At 71.0% G+C, this 22265-nt stretch carries 15 protein-coding genes and 1 rRNA gene (1 of these 16 only partly in view); 14 read left to right on the top strand and 2 right to left on the bottom strand.

The annotated features are described in order from the left end of the window. Positions 1–242 precede the first annotated feature (242 nt). The 4 genes from eccB to mycP all read left to right on the top strand — a co-directional run bounded on the left by eccB (position 243) and on the right by mycP (position 4090). Positions 243–1916 carry a type VII secretion protein EccB gene (gene eccB, locus RMN57_RS14440; protein ID WP_313763813.1) on the top strand — a complete coding sequence of 558 codons (1674 nt, stop codon included), beginning with the start codon at positions 243–245 and terminating at the stop codon, positions 1914–1916. Between the two features lie 179 nt (positions 1917–2095). Further along, positions 2096–2386, top strand: coding sequence for a WXG100 family type VII secretion target (locus tag RMN57_RS14435; protein WP_313763812.1), 291 nt, complete (start codon positions 2096–2098; stop codon positions 2384–2386). 70 nt (positions 2387–2456) lie between these two features. Beyond that, positions 2457–2747 carry a WXG100 family type VII secretion target gene (locus RMN57_RS14430; protein ID WP_313763811.1) on the top strand — a complete coding sequence of 97 codons (291 nt, stop codon included), beginning with the start codon at positions 2457–2459 and terminating at the stop codon, positions 2745–2747. Between the two features lie 113 nt (positions 2748–2860). Beyond that, positions 2861–4090 carry a type VII secretion-associated serine protease mycosin gene (mycP, locus tag RMN57_RS14425; protein WP_313763810.1) on the top strand — a complete coding sequence of 410 codons (1230 nt, stop codon included), beginning with the start codon at positions 2861–2863 and terminating at the stop codon, positions 4088–4090. A gap of 164 nt (positions 4091–4254) precedes the next feature. On the opposite strand, the gene RMN57_RS14420 is transcribed toward mycP, so the two are convergent. Beyond that, positions 4255–5670, bottom strand: coding sequence for an APC family permease (locus RMN57_RS14420; RefSeq protein WP_313763809.1), 1416 nt, complete (start codon positions 5668–5670; stop codon positions 4255–4257). 528 nt (positions 5671–6198) lie between these two features. Beyond that, positions 6199–10146: a type VII secretion protein EccCa gene (gene eccCa, locus RMN57_RS14415; RefSeq protein ID WP_313763808.1), complete on the bottom strand. Its 3948-nt coding sequence runs from the start codon at positions 10144–10146 to the stop codon at positions 6199–6201. Between the two features lie 424 nt (positions 10147–10570). Here eccCa and eccD point away from each other — a divergent pair, with 424 nt between their 5' ends. From eccD to RMN57_RS14365, 10 genes are all read left to right on the top strand, one after another. Then, positions 10571–12031, top strand: a complete 1461-nt coding sequence (gene eccD, locus RMN57_RS14410) for a type VII secretion integral membrane protein EccD (RefSeq protein ID WP_313763807.1) — start codon at positions 10571–10573, stop codon at positions 12029–12031. 174 nt (positions 12032–12205) lie between these two features. Continuing rightward, a complete protein-coding gene (gene rpsO, locus RMN57_RS14405; RefSeq protein ID WP_238741294.1) occupies positions 12206–12496 on the top strand; it encodes a 30S ribosomal protein S15 in 291 nt (96 codons plus the stop codon). A 466-nt stretch (positions 12497–12962) separates the two neighbouring features. Further along, entirely contained in the window at positions 12963–15170 is a 2208-nt protein-coding gene (locus tag RMN57_RS14400) for a polyribonucleotide nucleotidyltransferase (RefSeq protein ID WP_313763806.1), read from the top strand. A gap of 106 nt (positions 15171–15276) precedes the next feature. Next, on the top strand, positions 15277–16629 hold the full coding sequence (locus RMN57_RS14395; RefSeq protein WP_313763805.1) for a pitrilysin family protein: 1353 nt from the start codon (positions 15277–15279) through the stop codon (positions 16627–16629). Positions 16630–16643: 14 nt separating this feature from the next. Continuing rightward, entirely contained in the window at positions 16644–17390 is a 747-nt protein-coding gene (gene dapB, locus RMN57_RS14390; protein WP_313763804.1) for a 4-hydroxy-tetrahydrodipicolinate reductase, read from the top strand. 25 nt (positions 17391–17415) lie between these two features. Then, entirely contained in the window at positions 17416–17919 is a 504-nt protein-coding gene (locus RMN57_RS14385) for a hypothetical protein (RefSeq protein ID WP_313763803.1), read from the top strand. Continuing rightward, positions 17916–18647 carry an FAD-dependent thymidylate synthase gene (gene thyX / locus RMN57_RS14380; protein ID WP_313763802.1) on the top strand — a complete coding sequence of 244 codons (732 nt, stop codon included), beginning with the start codon at positions 17916–17918 and terminating at the stop codon, positions 18645–18647. Before RMN57_RS14385 ends, thyX begins: the two co-directional genes overlap by 4 nt. A 214-nt stretch (positions 18648–18861) precedes the next feature. After that, positions 18862–19761: a 4-hydroxy-tetrahydrodipicolinate synthase gene (dapA, locus tag RMN57_RS14375; RefSeq protein ID WP_313763801.1), complete on the top strand. Its 900-nt coding sequence runs from the start codon at positions 18862–18864 to the stop codon at positions 19759–19761. 170 nt (positions 19762–19931) lie between these two features. Then, positions 19932–21617: a ribonuclease J gene (locus tag RMN57_RS14370; RefSeq protein ID WP_313763800.1), complete on the top strand. Its 1686-nt coding sequence runs from the start codon at positions 19932–19934 to the stop codon at positions 21615–21617. A gap of 450 nt (positions 21618–22067) precedes the next feature. Beyond that, a 16S ribosomal RNA gene (locus RMN57_RS14365) occupies positions 22068–22265 on the top strand (it continues 1326 nt past the right edge of the window).

The following is a 22265-nucleotide window of genomic DNA, read 5'->3' as shown; positions in this document are numbered from 1 at the left end:
CCCGTCGGCCGGAGCGGCGCGATCCCCTGCCCTGTGCCGTGCTGCGGCGCCCTGGAGCGGTCTGGCTTGGCATCCCCCGAGTGGCCCTTCCTGATCAGTTGTCGCGGCCCGGTTGGCCGGTCCGCGAACCGTACCCGTACCGTACTCACCGTCTGCTGCCGCATCGTAGAGGGTTCGAGCTCGCGCTCGCCGGGCGGGTGCGGACCACGGGGAGTGTCGGTCAGACAGGGGAGACGACAAGCATGGCATCGCGCCGCGACGAGCTGAACGCCTACACCTTCGCCCGCAAGCGCACGGTCGGCGCCTTCCTGCTGCCCGGCGGCGGCGGGAGCGACGAGGACGCGCCGCGGCCGCTCAAGGCGGTCCTGCCGAGCGTCGTCGTGGGGGCGCTGGTGGTCGGCGGGTTCGGGGTCTGGGGGGTGTTCAAGCCGAGCGCCCCGGTGGGCTGGGACAACGGCAAGAACATCATCCAGGGCAAGCAGAGCACCACCCGGTACGTGGTGCTGCCGGATCCGGACGGCAAGACCAGGCGGCTGCACCAGGTGCTCAACATGGCCTCGGCGCGGCTGGTGCTGCCGGCGGACGCCAAGGTGGTGGTGGTCGCCGACGACGTGCTCGACCGCTACCCCAACCACGGTCCGACGATCGGCATCCCGTACGCGCCGGACAAGCTGCCGACCAAGGAGAACGTCAGCAAGCCGATGAAGTGGTCGGTCTGCGACCGCCCGGGCTCGGACGACCGCCAGGAGACCGTCAACCAGGCGGTGTTCGTGGCCGGCGGCGCCGACGCGAAGGCGCTGGAGGCCAAGGACCGGGTGCTCGACGTCGACCAGGCGCTGCTGGTGCAGCAGGTGGACGAGCAGCAGGTGTCCGTGCAGCCGGGCGCGGGCCAGGCGCCGGCCGCGCAGGCCAAGCTGAAGCTCTTCCTGATCGACGCCAAGGGCCGCAAGCACGCCATCGGCGGCGAGAACGACCCGGACAGCACCCGGACGCAGCTGATGGGCGCGATCTTCGGCTCGATGGCCGCCCCGCAGCGGGTGAAGAAGGACTGGCTGGACACCCTGGTGCCCGGCAGCGACATCGTCTTCCCGAAGATCGACGGCCTGGGCTCCAACTCGTCGGTGACGCTGCAGAAGCCGGAGGACCGCAAGGTCGGCCGACTGGTCCGGTTCGGCGAGCGCTACTACGTGGTGGCCAAGGACAAGCTGCTCCAGATCACCCCCTTCCAGGCCGAACTGATCCGGCAGAACCCGCTGTTGCAGCCGCTCTACAACCAGGACGCGGACAAGACCCCGCGGGTGAACGAGATGACGCCGGCCGATCACGCGGCCTTCAAGAGCGACGCCCCGCTGATGGGCGAGGGCGCCGGCGACTGGCCGACCAGGACCGGTGCGCCGGCCAACAACTGGCAGGCCCCGAAGGACGCCAGGATGGTGGTCTGCAGCACCTTCGACGGGGTGGCGGAGGACGGCCGGACGCCGCGCCGCAGCGTCTGGGCCGGGCCGGACTACCCGGTGAAGTACAGCAGCGGCGCCGTCTCCGCCCATGTGACGCCGGGTCACGGGCTGTACTACCGCGCGCTGGACAACGGTGCGGACGGCTCCGGCAGCGACTACCTGATCACCGAGACGGGCCTGCGCTACGCCGTTCCGGCCAACAGCACCGGCGGCAAGGGCGGCGCCCCGACCACCGCTCCGGGCCGGCCGAGTTCGAGCCCGAGCGCGGTGGCGAAGACGCCGTCGGCCCAGCCCACCGACCCGGCCGCGCCGCAGCAGCCGGAGGAGGTCGGCGGCAACCAGGCCAGGCTCGGCTACCAGGGCCTGCAGCCGGCGCCGGTGCCGGTGCAGTGGTCGAACCTGGTTCCGGCCGGTCCGGCGCTGAACTCGAAGAGTGCGACGCAGCAGCAGAACGCCTGACGGGCGGGCCTCGTAAAGGAATTGGCCGCTGTGTCATGGTCTGGTAACTAGCCGTCTCCCGATGTTGGGCGAGCTGCGTGTGCCGACTACAGTGCTGCAGGACATCACGCCGTGATGCGACGGGGTGGCCGGAATCGGCGCCCCGGACACAATGTCTGTCTCATGGGGGACGGTAGAGCATGGGTCAGTTCAAGACGACCGCTCAGGAAATGATGGCCTTCGCCAAGCACATGGACGAGGTCATCAACAAGATCGACGGTGAGATCAAGGGCCTCAACACCCTGGTCGACTCGGTCAAGGGCGGCTGGCAGGGCCAGGCTGCCCAGGCCTACACCAACCTGCAGCGCGAGTTCAACGAGGACGCGGTCAAGCTGAACCAGTCGCTGACGGCGATCAAGGGCGCGATCGAGATCACGACCAAGCAGTACTCGGCCACCGACGCGGACCAGCAGGCCGCGTTCAAGGCCTGATCCGCCTCTGCCAGGTAGTCATCGACGTCCCCGCTGAGGGACGACGTCGCCATCCCGACCAGGAGACATCGTGTCCGAGCACATCCTCGTCAATTTCGAGCACGTCCGTAGCGCCGGTACCCAGGTCCGCAACACCGCGAACCAGATCAAGCAGCAGCTCGAGGAGCTGAAGTCGGGCGTCAACAAGATCGCCCAGAGCTGGGAGGGTGTCGCGCAGGAGGGCTACCGCGCCCACCAGGCCCAGTGGGACCAGCGTGCCGCCCACCTCCAGGAGACCCTGGCGAAGATCGCCACCGCCCTGGACAACGCGGCCGACAGCTACAACAACACCGAGAAGAGCAACCAGCAGCTCTGGACCTGACAGAGCCGCTGCCCCGTCAGGGGCGCGCAGGACTCCGCTGAGGGGCGGGTGCCCGAGCCACGGGTGCCCGCCCCTGGCGTGCAACACGGCTGGACGACATGAGGGGTGGCAGGGTGTCCGTAGTCAGGTGCCGGAAGACGGCCGCGGCGGTGGCCGCGCTCGCGGTGCTCGGCGGCCCGCTGGCCGCCCCGGCGTACGCGGACGGGCCCGGCATCGCCGCGGCCGGCGACTGCTCCAAGAGCGCCCAGAACGTCCAGGCCGTGCCGTGGTCGCTGCAGCGCATGGTGCTCGACGAGCTCTGGCAGGGCGGCCGGACCACCGGCGCGGGCGTCACGGTGGCGGTCATCGACACCGGCGTGGACGACCAGAACCCGCAGCTGGCCAACAAGGTCACCGACGGCGGCTCGCTGCTGAAGGAGAAGGACGGCCGCAAGCCCGAGGGCGGCGGCAAGGTCGACCCGGTCGGCCACGGCACCAAGGTGGCCGGCATCGTCGCCGCCGCGCGCAGCGACCAGACCGGCTTCGTCGGGCTCGCACCGGAGGCCACCATCCTGTCGTTGCGGCAGAACGACGCGGAGGGCAGCGGCGACGTCCACACCCTGGTGGACGCGATCAACCAGGCGGTCCAGAAGGGCGCCAAGGTCATCAACATCTCCCAGGACGTGCGCGGCGCGGGCGACACCAAGTTCGCCGGCTACGCGGAGCTGAAGGCCGCCGTCGAGGCCGCCGAGGCCGCCAACGTGGTGGTGGTCGCCTCCACCGGCAACGACGGGAAGAAGGGCGACACCTACCCGGCGGCCTTCCCGACCGTGCTCGCCGTCGGCGCCTCCGACCGCAACAACGAGCGCGCGCCGTTCTCCCAGTACGGCGACTTCGTGGACGTCGCCGCCCCCGGCGTCGACATGCTCTCCACCGTCCCGCACGGCGGCCAGTGCGTGGACAACGGCACCAGCTTCGCCGCGCCCTACGTCGCCGGACTGGCCGCGCTGCTGGTCGGCGCGCACCCCAAGTGGAAGCCGCGGCAGGTCCGGGCCTGGATCGAGCAGACCGCGCAGCGCACCGACCACAAGGCCAACGAGTACGTCGGCTGGGGCGTGGTGGACCCGGTGAAGGCCGTCACCAAGGCGCCCGACGTGGCGCCGGACGACGCCACCGAGGACAAGGTGGTCGAGCTGGCCGCCGCCCCGATCGTGCCGCAGCCGGTCGGCCTCGGCGAGACCCAGGCCGACCGCGACCGCCGCACCGCGACCTACGTGCTGGGCGTCGGGGCCCTGCTCGTCGCCCTGCTCGTCGGCGGCGGCGTCGTGCTGCGGGACCGCCGCCGCGCCACCCCCGCGGACTGACCGCACCGCACCGTCCTCCCCCGGGGCCGCGCCGACGGCCGACGTCCTGCGCGGGGGCACCCCGCGCGTAGCGCGCACGGACGACGGAAAGTGCCCCGGGCGAGGGGGAGCCCGGGGCACTTTCCGTGTGGGGGAGGGGTGGGGGTCGGCGGGGCCGGCGGGCCTCAGGCCTGCTGCTGGTCCTCGGGGAGGGTGATCACCCAGTGGGTGGCCTGCCGGGGGCGCAGGTAGAAGACCCAGTAGAGGGTGGCGGCGGCGGTGATGCCGCCGGTCCACAGCAGCGGCACGGTGTCCAGCTGGGTGATGATGTAGACGAGCACCACGATCAGCAGCACCGGGACGGCCGGCCAGAGCGGCATCCGCCAGGCGGCGGCGTGCTTGTGGTGGTTGCGGCGCGACAGCAGCGCGGCGACGGCGACCAGCAGGTACATCCCGGTGACGGCGACGCCGGTGATCTCGCTGAGCAGATCACCCTCGACGAAGCAGAGCGCGGCGCCCGGCAGGCCGACGGCCAGGGTGGCGACCCAGGGGGAGCCGAACCGGCCGAGGGTGGCGAAGGCCTTGTTGACCGGCTCGGGCCAGGCCTTGTCGCGGGCCGAGGCGAACAGCACCCGGGAGTTCTGGATCACCATGACGATGCCGGCGTTGATGATGGCCAGCGCGACGCAGAGGCTGATGAAGGTGCCGACGGCGGAGTTGCTCCAGGCGGTGACCAGGCCGGAGATGTCGCCGGAGCTCAGGGTCGCCAGGTCGGGGGCGCCCATGGTGATGGCGGCGACCGGGACGAGGATGACGGCGGCGGAGATGGCCAGCGTCCAGAGCACGGTGCGCGAGACGTTGCGGCGGGGGTTCTCCAGCTCCTCGGAGAGGTAGACCGCGGTGGAGAAGCCCTGGGTGATGAAGAGGGCGATGCCGAGCGCGCCGACGATGGCGCCGATGCTCACCGTGGTGACGGCGCCGTCCTCACCGGCGACCACGCCGTGCAGCATGCTCGGGGCGCCGCTGTTGGCGTGGGCGAAACCGAGCACCGAGACGACGCCGGCCGCGACGACCTCCAGGACCAGGAAGATGCCGGTGATCCAGGCGTTGGCGCGCAGGTCCAGCAGGCCGGCGAGGGTGGCGGCGAGCATCACCGCGGCGCCGGCGATCGCCTTGTCGACGTGCAGCACCGGGGCGAGGTAGTCGGCGGTGCCGAGGGCGATCACCGAGGGGACGATCAGCACCACGATCAGGGAGAGCACGAAGACCAGCCAGCCGGCCAGCCGGCCCGCCAGGGTGCCGACCATCGCGTACTCGCCACCGGCGCTGGGGATCAGGGTGCCGAGCTCGGAGTAGCAGAAGGCGACCGCGATGCAGAGCACCGAGCCGATCGCGATGGCCAGCGCGGTGGCACTGCCGATGCTGGAGAACAGCTCCGGGACGATCACGAAGAGCGTGGACGCCGGGGTCACGCAGGAGAGCGTGAGGAGGGTGCCGCCGACGACGCCGATCGAGCGCTTGAGCGTCTGGGGGGAGGCGTTCGCGCCCTCGGCGGCCGTGGCGGGGGCTACGGCGCGTGGCGGGCGAAGCGTGTCGGTCATCTGGCATCCGATCGGCTCTGGGCGGTCCTGGAGAGGGAGCGGTATCGCCTCCGCTGGCTGGTGCTGTCGGTCTCGGTCCTGTCGCTCCCGGGTCGCCATGGAACCTTGGCCGTAAAGAGTGCGTCAATGGCGGAATTGCTTCGGAATTCGTTGCGGTCAAGGGCATAAACATGCGAATCAGTGATCACGCATGGTCATTGTGATGTATGTCCGACTTGTTACCTTCCCTGGATCGCGCTTGAATCCAAGGTGAACCTCGGATTGCGGCCAGTCTTTCGAAGGCGGCATCCGGGTGTGGGCTGGCTCACCCAGGCGCCGCCGACCGACCCCGGGGCCGCCCGGCCGGGTACGGGAACCGCAGCCGCGGGCCCGAAAGATCTAGGTAACGTTTCGGCACGTGGGACGCCGAAGGGCCGGACTCCCGAGGAGCCCGGCCCTTCGATCACCGTCCGTGACCGCCGCCGGAGGCGGTCGCGCATACCCGTCCCCGCCGGGACGGGACCCGGACGAGTACGTCCGGAGCCTCGGCTAGGCCGACGGCAGCCAGCCCGTCTGGACCATCTGGCCGTTGGTCGCCCGGCGCGAGACGAACACCCCGCGGCCCGGCGGCAGCGGCTGCGGCTTGACCGTGCCCAGCAGCGCGCCCTCGTCCTTGTTCCCGGACAGGATCACGCCCTGGCCGCCCAGCTCCCGCATCCGCTGCATCACCGGCTCGTACAGCGAGCGCCCGGCACCGCCGGCGCTGCGGGCGATGATCACGCGCAGGCCGATGTCCCGCGCGAACGGCAGGAACTCGGCCAGCGGCGCCAGCGGGTTGCCCGAGCTCGTCGCCACCAGCTCGTAGTCGTCCACGATCACGAACATGTCCTTGCCGCTGTACCAGCTGCGGTTGCGCAGCTGCTCGGCGGTCACGTCCGGGCCCGGCAGACGGCGCGAGCAGGCCCCGCGCAGCATCTCCACGATGCTGGTCATGGCCGGCTGCGCGGCCGCGTACTCCACCAGGTACTCCTGAGGCACCACGCCGAGCAGTGCACGCCGGTAGTCGCCGACCACGATGCCCGCCTGGTCCGGCGTGTACCGCTCGGTGATCTGCTTGATGAGCATCCGCAGCAGCGCGGACTTCCCGGACTCGGTGTCGCCGAAGACGATGAACAGCGGGTCGGTCTCGAAGTTGACGAAGGCCGGCGCCAGCTCCACCTCGTCCACGCCGAACGAAACGCCGCGCTCGGGGTGCTCGAATCCCTTCGGCAGCGAGAACCCGTCCAGCACCGCCGGCAGCATCCGGACCTGCGGCGCGCGCGGGCCCGTCCAGGCCGCGTTGACCGCCGCGACCAGCCCGGCCACCCCGTCCTGCAGGTCGTCCACCGAGTTCGAGCCGTCCAGCCGCGGCAGACCGGAGAGGAAGTGCAGCCGGTCCGGCGTGACACCGCGGCCCGGCATGGACGGCACGCTCTGCGCCACCTTCCGGTCCACCTCGGACTCCATCGCGTCACCGAGCTTCAGCTCGGTCCGGTTCTGCAGCAGGTCCTTCAGCGCCGGGCGGACCTCCGCGTAGCGGGCCGCGGTGATGATCACGTGGACGCCGTAGCCGAGACCGCGCTGCGCGATGTCGCCGATCACCCCCTCCAGCATCTCGAACTCCTGCTTGAAGGTGTTCCAGCCGTCGATCGCGAGGAACACGTCGCCGAACTGCTCGTCCGGCAGCTGCCCGGCCGCCCGGCGGGCCCGGTACGTCGCGATCGAGTCGATCCCGGTCGCCCGGAACAGCTCCTCGCGCCGGTTCAGCACCCCGTGCACCTCGCTGATCATGCGGCGCACCTTCTCGACGTCCAGCCGGCCCGCGACCCCGCCGACGTGCGGCAGGTCCTGCAGCGACTGGAAACCGCCGCCGCCGAAGTCCAGCAGGTAGAACTGCGCCTCCAGCGGGGTGTGGGTCAGCGCGAACGCCGTGACCGTGGTGCGCACCAGCGTCGACTTGCCGGAGCGCGGACCGCCCACGATCAGACCGTGACCGGCCGCGCCCGAGTAGTTCTGGTGCAGCACGTCGCGCCGCTGGTCGCGCGGCCGGTCCACGATGCCGACCGGCACCTCCAGCCGGCCCAGCGCCCCGAAGCCCGGCGAGGTCAGCCCGCGCTCGGCGGTCGCCTGCAGCGGCGGCAGCAGCTGGTCCACGCTCGGCGCCTCGTCCAGCGGCGGCAGCCACACCTGGTGCGCGGCCGGGCCCTGCCCCGCCATCCGCTGCACGAACACGTCCAGCACGGTGTCCACCAGCGCGTCGTCCGGCTCCTCCGCCACCGGCTCGACCTCCTGCACCGGCGGCTCCAGCACCGGCACCTCGGCCGCGGTGAACAGCACCGGCTGCGCCGTCACCAGCCGCCCGCCGGTGGCGCGCTGCTGACCCGGCGCCCGGTACGGCCCGGAGACGTACGCGGCCTTGAACCGGTCCATCACGTCGGTGCCGAACTTCAGGTAGCCGACACCCGGCACCGGCGGCAGGTGGTACGCGTCCGGCACCCCGAGCGCCGCCCGCGACTCCGCCGCCGAGAAGGTGCGCAGACCGATCCGGTACGAGAGGTAGGTGTCCAGACCGCGCAGCTTGCCCTCCTCCAGGCGCTGCGAGGCCAGCAGCAGGTGCACGCCCAGCGAGCGGCCGATCCGGCCGATCTGGATGAACATCTCGATGAAGTCCGGCTTCGCGGTGAGCAGCTCGGAGAACTCGTCGATGATCAGCACCAGCGAGGGCAGCGGGTCGAGCGCCGCACCCGCCGCGCGGGCCCGCTCGTACTCGTGGAGGTTGGCGTAGTTGCCCGCCGAGCGCAGCAGCTCCTGGCGGCGGTTCAGCTCGCCCTCGATCGCGTCCCGCATGCGGTCGACCAGGGTGAGCTCGCCCTCCAGGTTGGTGATCACCGCGGAGGTGTGCGGCATGTCCGCCATGCCGGCGAAGGTCGCGCCGCCCTTGAAGTCGGCGAGGACGAAGTTCAGGATCTCCGAGGAGTGCGTCATCGCCAGCGCCAGCACCAGGGTGCGCAGCAGCTCGGACTTGCCGGAGCCGGTCGCGCCGACGCACAGGCCGTGCGGGCCCATGCCCTCCAGCGCCGCCTCCTTGATGTCCAGGTAGACGTGCTCGCCGCCGGCCCCGACCCCGATCGGGACCCGCAGCTTCTCGTGCTGCGCCCGCGGCCGCCAGCTGCGCGACACGTCGAAGGAGCCCGGGTCGCCCGAGTTCATCAGGTCGGTGAAGTCCAGGTTGGACAGCAGCGGCTCGTCGTCGCCGCCGGCCGAGATCCGGTACGGCGCCAACTGCCGTGCCAGCGCCTCGGACTGCCAGGCCGACAGGGTGTCCGGCTTGCCGGAGTAGGTGGCGCCCGAGGCCGAGCGGAGCACCAGCTGCTCCGGGCTCACCGTGACGATGAGGTGGCCGGTCGGCTCGTCCAGGTCGCCCGGGACGACCTCGATGATGGTCACCCCGTGCACGCCCTCCGGGCCCGCCAGCAGCGAGTCGTGCGGCACCGAGGCGCCGTCCATGACCACCACGATGTGCGGCTGCTCCGTCGTCGGCGCGGCGTCCCGCACGAAGCGCTGGCGGCCCGCCAGCTCGTCCTGGAGCAGGTACTCCAGCTCACCGAGGCCGGTCGCGATCAGCCGCCGCGAGCCCGCACCGTCGTTCTCCTTGCGGTGCTGGTTGTGCGGGAGCCACTTGGTCCACTCCCACTCCTCCACCGCGCCCGGCGCCGCGGCCACCGTCACCAGCAGGTCGTCCGGCGAGTGCAGCGTCGTCAACTGGGCGATCATCGCCCGCACGTTGCCGTACACGGTGTCCGGGTCCCCGCACACCGTGATGTGGTAGAAGGCGCGCAGCGACACCGCCAGCGGCAGGTCCTGCAGGGTGCCGTGGGCCTTGAGGAAGGTGTGCATCGCGGCCGCGGAGAGCGGTTCCAGCTCATCCATCGGCGCGGTCTGCGGCGCCACCAGCGGCGTCGACAGCTGCACCGGCCCGCGGCCGACCCGGATCTGCGCGAAGTCGGCGTCACCGCTGCGGCGTTCCCAGATCCGCCGGCCGTCCGCGACGATCGACCAGAGCTGGTCCGGCTCCGGGTTGAGGAACAGCTGCGCGCCGCGCTGGCGCTCGGCCGTGCGCCGCACCTGGCGGCGCATCTGCTGCAGGTACTTCAGGTAGTCGCGGCGCTCGTCGGCGGTGGCGGTCGAGCCGCCCTTGCGCGCCCGCACGATCTGGGCCAGCGCCATGCCGACCGTCGAGACGATCATCAGACCGCCCATGATCTTCATCGGGGCCGCGGCGCCGGGCGAGAAGAAGAACACCGCCGAGCCGCCCATGCCGAGCATCGGAAGGATGCTCATCAGCCAGTCCTCGCCGCCCGACCGGGGCAACTCGGGCGGAGTGACCAACTCCACCGGCTCGTCCGGCACCGCCGGGGGATAGGCGCGCGCCGGGCGCTTGACCGTGATCACGCTCATGCTCCCACCCCGCAGCCTCGAACGGACAGCTCGTTCACTTCGGCATCAGCCCTCACGCAACTGGATACGTACGGGTGAGGGCGCCCCGTGTGACGCCGCCCCCGCTCCGCCGACCGCAGGCGCCCCGGGGAGGAGCGCGGCTCCTTGCCCCCGTCGCCTTGCGCAGGGGCCGATCCTACTGGTCGCCCCGGGCGACCCACCGGCGGCACCCCACCGGCCCCTGCTCGACGGCGCCCGGGAACGGAGCGGGTAGGGTAACGCCGCGCCAACTCAAGGCCGGATCGGACCAGTTCCCCGGCCGGGCGCCCGCGCAGTGCAGCAGGAGAACCGACCGCCGCCCGCAGGGCGGCACCGTCAACAAGGGGGAGCGCCCAGTGCGTCGAGCGATCGAGGGGTGCGCGATGAACGCCGGCGAGGTGTCAGCATGACCACGTCCGCCACCACCGGCTTCTGCCGGGTCACCGTCGTCGCACCGGACAGCCGGATCGACGTCGCCCTGCCCGAGGACGTCCCGCTCGCGGACGTCTACCCCGAGGTGCTGCGCCTGTCCGGCCAGACCCAGCCCGACGGCGCGCCGACCGGCTTCCACCTCGTCCGGCGCGACGGCACCGTGCTCGACAGCGGCCTGCCGCTCGCCGCCCAGCAGGTCCGCGACGGCGACCTGCTCAGCCTGCGCCCGTTCGCCGAGTCGCTCCCGCCGGCCGTCTACGACGACGTCGCCGACGCCATCGCCACCGCCGTCGAGGCCGACCGCAGGTTCTGGAGCCCCGAGCTGATGCGGGCCTTCGGCCTCATCGGCGCCGGCGTCCTGCTCACCCTGCTCGGCTTCGCGCTCTGGTTCTCCGACCTGCGCCACGACATGCACGGCCTGCCCGGCGTGCTCTCCGGCGTCACCGCCGTGGTGCTCACCGCCCTGGCCGGCGTCCGCGCCCGGGTCTACCAGGACGCCTGGGCCGCGCTCGCCCTCGGCCTCGGCGCCCTCCCGCACGCCATGATCGGCGGCAGCGGCGTCATCGCACCCGCCCACGCCTGGGACGGTCCGGGCCGGCTGCAGTTCCTCACCGGCTGCGTCGCCGTCCTCGTCGTCGCCGTGCTGCTGGTCGGCCTGCTGCCCGAGCGGGACTCGCTCTTCGTCGCCGCCGCCTTCGTGGCCGCGGCCGGCGCACTCGCCACCTTCGCCGCCGTCCTGCTGCCCGGCACCCCGGTCGGCCACATCGCCGCCGTCACCGGCGTCGCCGCCGTCGCCGTGATCGGCTTCCTGCCCGGCCTCTCCGCCCGCTTCGCCCGGCTGCCCGTCGGCTTCAGCGCCCCCGGCCAGACCCGCACCCGCAGCCGCGACTACGACGAGGAGGCCGGCCGCGCCGAGGCCGTCCAGTACGAGCGGATCGCCCACCAGGCCCGCCGCGGCCACGAGGTGCTCGTCGGCCTCGTCGGCGGCTGCGCCGCGGTGATCGTCGGCGCCTGCGCCGTGCTCGGCTTCACCGACGCACTCTTCCCGGAGCTGCTCGCGCTCACCCTGGGCATCGCCACCATGCTGCGCGCCCGGCTGTTCCGCTACACCGCGCAGGTCTTCAGCCTCACCATCGCCGGGCTGATCGGCCTGTCGCTGCTGATCGTCGGCCTCTCCCTGCACACCCCGCTGTTCATCCTCAAGGCCGCCAGCGCCACCGAGGTCGACCTGCGCACCATCTGGCTGGGCACCTCGATCGCCTTCGGCGCCGCGGTGCTCACCGCCATCGCCCTGGTGGTGCCCCGGCTGGGCGTCTCCCCCTTCTGGGGGCGCATCCTGGACCTGGTCGACAGCCTCACCCTGATGGCCCTCGTCCCGCTGGCGCTCGCCGTGCTCGACATCTACACCCTGGTCCGCGGCGGCATCACCGGCTGACCGGGCCGCCGACGGGCCGCGGGGCGGCACTGGTACGCTTGCCTTTCGAGTGCAGCCGTGTGTCCGCCCCCGGTGGGTCGCAGACCGCAGGCCGCACTCAGTCGCGACACCGAGTTCTCACAGAGTCCTGTGCCGTAGACCAGGACCGCTCGGTATCACCCCGAAGGAGTTGCAGTGGCTCTCGCCTCTGACGTCAAGAAGCAGATCATCGCCGAGTTCGGCACCAAGGAGGGCGACACCGGCTCCCCCGAGGTCCAGGTGGCCATGCTCTCCCGTCGCATCTCGGACCTGACCGAGCACCTGAAGGCCCACAAGCACGACCACCACTCGCGTCGTGGCCTGCTGATCCTGGTCGGCCAGCGTCGCCGCCTGCTGCAGTACCTGGCCAAGAAGGACATCGAGCGCTTCCGTACGCTCGTCGACCGCCTGGGCATCCGCCGCGGTGCCGCCGGCGGCGCCCGCTAAGACCGCCGCTCGGGGCGGCTCCCCACACCGGGGGGCCGCCCCTCGCGCGTATGCCGCGGCCGGTGCCCACGGAGCACCGGACACACAACCGCGCATAACAACTCGCGCGCACCTCCCCAGGTGGCCGAGGATTGCACCGTAGGGTTGTGGGCATGCCGGGTGATGGCGCGACACCGCGCCACCCAGGCGGAAAGACCCAGACCCCCCGCGGGACGAAGGCTTCAAACGGAAGCCGCCCGCATCCGAGAGAGCGCCCAGACGCGGACCGCCCGTCCAGGCCCGGCAGCCGAGAGGCGCCGGTCCTCGGTAGTGGCCGCCGGAAGCCCCGCAGACGAGCGGGGCCCGCCGGAGGCTTCGATCGAAGACCGGCCCGACTGCCTCCCTCTGCGCAAGAGGGTCCAGGGCCACCGACAGGCTGTGCGCGGGGGCGCTCTCCCGGAGACGTACGAAAGAGGAGATCTTCCAGGTGGAAGAGAACGTGTTCTACGCCGAGGCCGTGATCGACAACGGTTTCTTCGGCACCCGTACCATCCGCTTCGAGACCGGCCGTCTGGCCCGCCAGGCCGGCGGCTCCGCCGTCGCCTACCTGGACGACGACACCATGGTCCTGTCGGCCACCAGCGCGTCCAAGCAGCCGAAGGAGCACTTCGACTTCTTCCCGCTGACCGTCGACGTCGAGGAGCGGATGTACGCCGCGGGCCGCATCCCCGGCTCGTTCTTCCGTCGTGAGGGCCGGCCCTCCGAGGACGCCATCCTCACCTGCCGCCTGATCGACCGCCCGCTGCGCCCGTCCTTCGTCAAGGGCCTGCGCAACGAGGTCCAGGTCGTCGTCACCGTGATGGCCCTCAACCCGGACCACCTGTACGACGTGGTGGCCATCAACGCCGCCTCCGCCTCCACCCAGCTGGCCGGCCTGCCGTTCACCGGCCCCATCGGCGGCGTGCGCGTCGCGCTGATCAAGGGCCAGTGGGTCGCCTTCCCGACCCACAGCGAGCTGGAGTCGGCCGTCTTCGACATGGTCGTGGCCGGCCGCGTCCTGCCGGACGGCGACGTCGCGATCATGATGGTCGAGGCCGAGGCCACCGACAAGACCATCAAGCTGGTCGCCGACGGCGCCGAGGCCCCGACCGAGGAGGTCGTCGCCGCCGGTCTGGACGCCGCCAAGCCGTTCATCAAGGTGCTCTGCGCCGCCCAGGCCCAGCTGGCCGCCCAGGCCGCCAAGCCGACCGGCGAGTTCCCGGTCTTCCTGGACTACCAGGACGACGTGCTGGCCGCGCTGACCGCCGCCGTCAAGGACGAGCTCTCCCAGGCCCTCACCATCGCGGGCAAGCAGGAGCGCAACAACGAGCTCGACCGCGTCAAGGCGCTGGCCGCCGAGAAGCTGCTGCCGGAGTTCGAGGGCCGCGAGAAGGAGATCAGCGCCGCCTACAACGCGCTGACCAAGAAGATCGTCCGCGAGCGCGTCATCAAGGACAAGGTCCGCATCGACGGCCGCGGCGTCACCGACATCCGCACCCTGGCCGCCGAGGTCGAGGCCATCCCGCGCGTCCACGGCTCCGCCCTGTTCGAGCGCGGCGAGACCCAGATCCTGGGCGTCACCACGCTGAACATGCTGCGCATGGAGCAGCAGCTCGACACGCTCTCCCCGGAGACGCGTCGCCGCTACATGCACAACTACAACTTCCCGCCGTACTCGGTCGGTGAGACCGGCCGCGTGGGCTCGCCCAAGCGCCGCGAGATCGGCCACGGCGCGCTGGCCGAGCGGGCGATCCTGCCCGTGCTGCCGACCCGCGAGGAGTTCCCCTACGCGATCCGCCAGGTCTCCGAGGCGCTCGGCTCCAACGGCTCCACCTCGATGGGCTCGGTCTGCGCCTCCACCATGTCGCTGCTGAACGCCGGTGTGCCGCTGAAGGCCGCCGTCGCCGGCATCGCCATGGGCCTGATCTCGCAGGAGATCGACGGCGAGACCCACTACGTCGCGCTGACCGACATCCTGGGCGCCGAGGACGCGTACGGCGACATGGACTTCAAGGTCGCCGGTACCCGCAACTTCATCACCGCGCTGCAGCTGGACACCAAGCTCACCGGCATCCCGGCGTCGGTGCTGGCCGCCGCGCTGAAGCAGGCCCGCGACGCCCGCCTGCACATCCTCGACGTGATGAACGAGGCCATCGACGCGCCCGACGAGATGTCGCCGAACGCGCCGCGCATCATCACCATCAAGATCCCGGTGGACAAGATCGGTGAGGTCATCGGCCCCAAGGGCAAGATGATCAACCAGATCCAGGAGGACACCGGCGCGGACATCACCATCGAGGACGACGGCACCATCTACATCGGTGCGGTCGACGGCCCCTCGGCGGAGGCTGCCCGTACGACGATCAACCAGATCGCCAACCCGACCATGCCGGAGGTCGGCGAGCGCTACCTGGGCACCGTGGTCAAGACCACGACGTTCGGCGCGTTCGTCTCGCTCATGCCGGGCAAGGACGGCCTGCTGCACATCTCGCAGATCCGCAAGCTGGCCGGCGGCAAGCGCGTCGAGAACGTCGAGGACGTCCTCGGCGTCGGCGCCAAGGTCCAGGTCGAGATCGCCGAGATCGACCCGCGCGGCAAGCTCTCCCTGATCCCCGTCATCGAGGGCGAGGAGGGCGGCGAGGCCGCTTCCGAGTGAAGCGCCGCTAGCCCCCATTCCTAGAGCCCGGTCGCGGCCCGCACGCCCCCGTCGGCGTGCGGGCCGCACCCGGTTGTTCACCCATGCTTTCTACGGAGGTACCCCCGTGGCCCAGGCCTCGGCGGCGAAGCAGCGCCCCGGCACCACCCGGACCCTGCTCAAGGGCGCGGACGGCGCCGGCACGGTGCGCCGCACCGTCCTCCCCGGCGGCCTGCGGGTCGTCACCGAGACCCTTCCGACGGTCCGCTCCGCGACCTTCGGCATCTGGGTCGGAGTCGGCTCGCGGGACGAGACCCCGCAGCTGAACGGGGCCACCCACTACCTGGAGCACCTGCTCTTCAAGGGCACCGAGCGGCGCAGCGCGCTGGACATCTCGGCCGCCCTGGACGCGGTCGGCGGCGAGATGAACGCCTTCACCGCGAAGGAGAACACCTGCTACTACGCGCGGGTGCTCGACACCGACCTGCCGCTGGCCATCGACGTGGTCTGCGACATGCTCACCGGTTCGCTGATCCGCCCCGAGGACGTGGAGGCCGAGCGCGGCGTCATCCTCGAGGAGATGGCGATGGCCGAGGACGACCCGGGCGACGTGGTGCACGACCTCTTCGCCAAGGTGATCTTCGGCAGCGGCCCGCTGGGCCGCCCGATCCTCGGCACCCAGGAGACCATCAAGGCGCTCACCCGGGACCAGATCGCCGGCTTCTTCCACCGCCGCTACCGGCCCGAGCACCTGGTCGTCGCCGCGGCCGGCAACCTGGACCACCGCAAGGTCGTCCGCCAGGTCGAGCGGGCCTTCGCCCCGCTGCTCGCCAAGTCGGACGCCGGCCCCGCCGAGGCCCGGCGCGGGGTCAAGACGCTGCGCACGGCCGGCAAGGTCGAGGTGCTCAACCGCGGCACCGAGCAGGCCCACCTGGTGCTCGGCGTCCCCGGCGTGCCCCGGCACGACGAGCGCCGCTGGGCGATGGGCGTGCTCAACGCGGCCCTCGGCGGCGGCATGAGCTCGCGGCTCTTCCAGGAGGTCCGGGAGAAGCGCGGCCTGGCCTACTCGGTGTACTCCTACTCCTCCTCGTACGCGGACAGCGGCCTCTTCGGCATCTACGCCGGCTGCCAGCCCAAGCGCGTCGAGGAGGTGCTGCGGATCTGCCGCGAGGAGCTCGCCAAGGTGGTCGCCGAGGGCATCACCGAGGAGGAGCTGCAGCGGGCGATCGGCCAGATCTCCGGCTCCACCGTGCTCGGCATGGAGGACACCGGCTCGCTGATGAACCGGATCGGCAAGGCCGAGCTGAGCTACGGCCACCACCTCTCGGTCGACGACATGCTGGCGAAGATAGCGGACGTCACCCTGGAGGACGTCCACGCCGTGGCCCGTGACGTGCTGGGCGCCCACCGGCCGTCGCTGGCGCTGATCGGCCCGATCACCGACAAGCGGGCCGCCAGGCTCGCCGACCTGCTGGCCTGAAGGGAACACACACCATGACGCTGCGTGTCGCCGTGATCGGCGCCAAGGGCCGGATCGGCTCCGAGGCGGTCAAGGCCGTCGAGGCCGCGCCCGACCTGGAGCTGGTCGCCACCCTGGGCCGGGGGTCGAAGCCGGAGGAGCTGACCGAGGCCGGGGTGCAGGTCGCCGTCGAGCTGACCCACCCCGACTCGGTGATGCCCAACCTCGACTACTGCCTGCACCACGGCATCCACGTGGTCACCGGCACCACCGGCTGGACCGAGGACCGGTTCGCCACCGTCCGCGGCTGGCTGGACGAGGCGCCCGGGCTGGGCCTGCTGATCGCGCCGAACTTCTCCATCGGCGCCGTGCTCGGCATGAAGTTCGCGCAGACCGCCGCCAAGTACTTCGAGTCGGTCGAGGTGGTCGAGCTCCACCACGACCGCAAGGCCGACGCCCCCAGCGGCACCGCCACCCGCACCGCGCAGCTGATCGCCGCCGCCCGTGCCGAGGCCGGCCTCCCGCCCCAGCAGGACCCGACCACGCACGGCCTCCCCGGCGCCCGCGGCGCCGACGTGGACGGGGTGCCGGTGCACGCGGTCCGGCTGCGCGGCCTGCTCGCCCACCAGCAGGTGATGTTCGGCGACACCGGCGAGACCCTCACCATCCGGCACGACTCGCTGCACCACAGCAGCTTCATGCCGGGCATCCTGCTCGGCGTGCGCAAGGTCGTGGAGACCCCCGGGCTCACCCTGGGCCTCGAAAACTTCCTGGACCTGTGACCGTGCCGGCCCCCTGGAGTACGACGTGACCTCCCGCACCGGCTTCTTCGTCCTCGCCGCCGTGCTGCTGCTGGTGGCGCTGATCTGCGTGGGCGAGGGCGTCCAGCTGATCGCCACCGGCAAGCCGCTCGGCATCGGCATGGGGCTCTGCGCCTTCGTCATCCCGGTGATCGGCATCTGGTTCCTGCGCCAGACCGTCCGCTTCGGGCGCGACAGCGAGCGGCTGGCCCGCGAGCTGGAGGCCGAGGGCAGCCTGCCGGTGGACGAGCTGGAGCGCACCGCCGGCGGGCGGATCGACCGGAACTCCGCCGACGCCGTGTTCGCCCGCCGCAAGGCCGAGGCCGAGGCGGCCCCCGGCGACTGGCGGGCCTTCTTCCGCCTCGCGGTCGCCTACGCCGACGCCGGCGACACCCCCCGGGCCCGCAAGACCATGCAGCACGCGATCCGGCTGCACCGCACGACCGGCACCACCCGCACCACCGGTACCACTGGTACCACCATCGACAACCCTGCGAGGAGCAGCGCGTGAGCGACGAACCGACGGCCCCCCAGTTCCGCAGCGACGTGACCGTGGAGCTCGTCCGCAGCGCCGCGGCCGACTCGGACGTCATCTGGGCGGCCCGGGTCTCGACGGCGGGGGAGCAGTCCCTGGAGGCGCTCCAGCAGGACCCGGAGAAGTCCAAGGGCCTGATCAACTACCTGATGCGGGACCGGCACGGCACGCCGTTCGAGCACAACTCGATGACCTTCTTCATCAGCGCGCCGATCTTCGTCTTCCGCGAGTTCCACCGCCACCGCAGCGGCTGGTCGTACAACGAGGAGTCCGGCCGCTACCGCGAGCTGCAGCCGGTCTTCTACGTGCCGGGCGAGGACCGCAAGCTGGTCCAGGAGGGCCGCCCGGGCCGCTACGAGTTCGTCGAGGGCACGCCCGAGCAGCACAAGACCGTCACCGAGGCGATGGAGACGGCCTACCGCGAGGCGTACGGGCGCTACCGGGAGATGCTGGACGCAGGCGTCGCCCGCGAGGTGGCCCGGGCGGTGCTGCCGGTCGGCCTCTTCTCCTCCATGTACGCGACCTGCAACGCCCGCTCGCTGATGCACTTCCTGTCGCTGCGGACCAAGAAGGAGAACGCCGCCGTGCCGTCCTTCCCGCAGCGCGAGATCGAGATGGTCGCCGAGCAGATGGAGGAGCAGTGGGCCCGGCTCATGCCGCTCACCCATGCGGCTTTCGAGAAGCACGGCCGAGTCGCCCCCTGACCTGGGATGACAGGCATATGGGCGGCTTGCCTGGCATGTCTGGATTGCGGCTTTTCTGGCCGCTCCCTACGCTCGTGACACGGATTCCGGTGCTGCATGAACCCCCGAGCATGCAGCACCGGAATCCCACGTTTCCGCCGCCCGTGCGCTACACCTGTCCGAACCCTGGACCGGCCTGGGTACCGCCCCACCGCCTACGAGTAGCTTTGGATGCATGGCTCCGACCTCCACCCCCCAGACGCCCTTCGGCCGGGTCCTGACCGCGATGGTGACGCCGTTCACCGCTGACGGCGGGCTCGACCTCGACGGCGCCCAGCGCCTCGCCGCACACCTCGTCGACTCCGGCAACGACGGCCTCGTCGTCAACGGCACCACCGGCGAGTCCCCGACCACCAGCGACGCCGAGAAGGCCGACCTCGTCCGTGCCGTGGTGGAGGCGGTGGGGGACCGCGCCCACGTGGTGGCCGGCGTCGGCACCAACGACACGCACCACAGCGCCGAGCTGGCCCGCCAGGCCGAGGCCGCCGGAGCCCACGGCCTGCTCGTCGTCACCCCGTACTACAGCAAGCCCCCGCAGGAGGGCCTGTACCGGCACACCACGCACATCGCCGACGCCACCGGGCTGCCGGTCATGCTCTACGACATCCCCGGCCGCAGCGGCGTGGCGCTGAGCCACGAGACGCTGGTGCGGCTCGGCGAGCACCCGCGGATCGTCGCCAACAAGGACGCCAAGGGCGACCTCGGCGCCGCCGCCTGGGCGATCGCCCGCTCCGACCTGGCCTGGTACTCCGGCGACGACATCCTCAATCTGCCGCTGCTGTCCGTCGGAGCCGTCGGCGTGGTCAGCGTGGTCGGGCACGTGGTGGCCGGCGAGCTGCGGACCATGATCGAGGCCTACCTGGCCGGCGATGTGTCCAAGGCCACGGCGATCCACCAGAGCCTGCTCCCGGTCTTCACCGGTATCTTCCGCACCCAGGGCGTGATCCTCAGCAAGGCCGCGCTGGAGCTCCAGGGCCTGCCCGCCGGACCGCTGCGGCTCCCGCTGGTCGGCGCGACCGCCGAGGAGATCGCGCAATTGAAGAAGGATCTCGCCGCAGGCGGGGTAAACCTGTAGCAGACACAGACGTGCGCGCCCCGGCTCGCCGGACCTCCCGGAGGTCTGCCGCTGAACCGGACGAAGGCGCGAGAGCACCGACCCAGTAGGAAACCGACACTGAGTACGCACGCCATATGTCTCGCGGGGGAGGACCCCGGGCATATGGCGTGCGTCGTGAGGAGAGTCTTTTGAGCCACCCGCATCCCGAACTCGGCGCGCCCCCGGCCCTGAAGGAGGGCGCCCTCCGCATCACTCCGCTCGGCGGCCTCGGCGAGATCGGCCGCAACATGACGGTCTTCGAGTACGGGGACCGCATCCTCATCGTGGACTGCGGCGTCCTCTTCCCCGAGGACGAGCAGCCCGGCGTCGACCTGATCCTCCCGGACTTCACCTACATCCGGGACCGCCTCGACAAGGTCGACGGCATCGTCCTGACCCACGGCCACGAGGACCACATCGGCGCCGTCCCGTACCTCCTCCGGGAGAACCCGGACATCCCGCTGATCGGCTCGAAGCTCACCCTCGCCCTGATCGAGGCCAAGCTCGCCGAGCACCGCATCCGCCCCTACGTCCTGGAGGTCGCCGAGGGCGACCGCGAGCGGATCGGCCCCTTCGACTGCGAGTTCATCGCGGTCAACCACTCCATCCCGGACGCCCTGGCCGTCGCCGTGCGCACCCCCGCCGGCATGGTCGTCGCCACCGGTGACTTCAAGATGGACCAGCTGCCGCTCGACGGCCGCCTGACCGACCTCCCGACCTTCGCCAAGCTGGCCGAGGAGGGCATGGACCTGCTGCTGGTGGACTCCACCAACGCCGAGGTCCCCGGCTTCATCCCGCACGAGCGGGACATCTCCGCCGCGCTGCGGAACGTCTTCGCCAACGCCGAGCGGCGCATCATCGTCGCCTCCTTCGCCAGCCACGTGCACCGCATCCAGCAGGTGCTGGACGCCGCGCACGAGTACAAGCGCAAGGTCGCCTTCGTCGGCCGCTCGATGGTGCGCAACATGGGCATCGCCCGCGACCTCGGCTACCTGAAGGTGCCCGGCAACCTGATCGTCGACGTCAAGCAGCTGGACGACCTCCCGGACAAGGAGGTCGTGCTGATCTGTACCGGCTCGCAGGGCGAGCCGATGGCCGCGCTGTCCCGGATGGCCAATCGCGACCACCAGATCCGCATCGTCGAGGGCGACACCGTCGTCCTGGCCTCCTCGCTGATCCCCGGCAACGAGAACGCCGTCTACCGGGTGATCAACGGCTTGACCCGCTGGGGCGCCAAGGTCGTGCACAAGGGCAACGCCAAGGTGCACGTCTCCGGCCATGCCTCGGCCGGCGAGCTCCTGTACTTCTTCAACATCTGCAAGCCGCGCAACCTGATGCCGGTGCACGGCGAGTGGCGTCACCTGCGGGCCGCTGCCGACCTGGGCGTCCTCACCGGCGTGCCGCGCAACCGCGTGGTCATCGCCGAGGACGGTGTCTGCGTCGACCTGGAGGGCGGCGTCGCCCGCATCGTCGGCAAGGTGCAGGCCGGCTACGTGTACGTCGACGGCTCCTCGGTCGGCGACATCACCGAGGCCTCGCTCAAGGACCGCAGGATCCTGGGCGAGGAGGGCTTCATCTCGGTCTTCGTGGTGGTCGACTCCACCAACGGGAAGATCGTGGGTGGCCCGACCATCCAGGCCCGCGGATCCGGCATCGACGACAGCGCGTTCGTCCCGGTGGCGGCCAAGCTCCAGGAGGCGCTGGACCGCTCGGCGAGCGACGGCGTCCTGGAGATCCGCCAGGTGCAGCAGCTGGTCCGCCGGACCATCGGCAAGTGGGTGGCGGACAACTACCGCCGCCGCCCGATGATCGTGCCGGTCGTCGTCGAGGTGTGATTTGACGTGGGGCAACCCGGTGCGTAATGTTCTCCGGGTTGCCCCACGGGACGGCCCCTGCGGAAGCCCTCGAATCGAATTTCGAGTGGTGAGCGGGAAAACGGCCCGAGAAACTCTGATAGAGTTCGGGAGCGCCGAAAGGCCGAAGCAAATCGGATGAATGAAACTCCGGAAAACGGAGCGGAAAACGTCTGATAAGCTGGAAACACGAAAGAACGAAGCGCCCGGAGGGCCGGTGTGAAAGCCGCCTGAAGGAAGTGTCCGTTCCTTGAGAACTCAACAGCGTGCCAAAAGTCAACGCCAGATATGTTGACATCCCCGGCCTCAGATTCTCTGGGGTTGGAGATTCCTTTTGAAATAACACAGCGAGGACGCAGTGCGCGGGGCCGCCCTATTCCGGTGGTTGCCGTGCCGCTCAACGCGAGTGTGCCGCTCGATTACGAGCAAGCATTCACGGAGAGTTTGATCCTGGCTCAGGACGAACGCTGGCGGCGTGCTTAACACATGCAAGTCGAACGGTGAAGCCCTTCGGGGTGGATCAGTGGCGAACGGGTGAGTAACACGTGGGCAATCTGCCCTGCACTCTGGGACAAGCCCTGGAAACGGGGTCTAATACCGGATATGACCTTCCTCTGCATGGGGGTTGGT

It is taken from the genome of Kitasatospora sp. CM 4170 (assembly GCF_032110285.1).
GTDB lineage: Bacteria > Actinomycetota > Actinomycetes > Streptomycetales > Streptomycetaceae > Kitasatospora > Kitasatospora aburaviensis.
The sequence above is the reverse complement of the archived record's forward strand: the minus strand, read 5'-3'. Positions and strand labels throughout refer to the sequence as shown.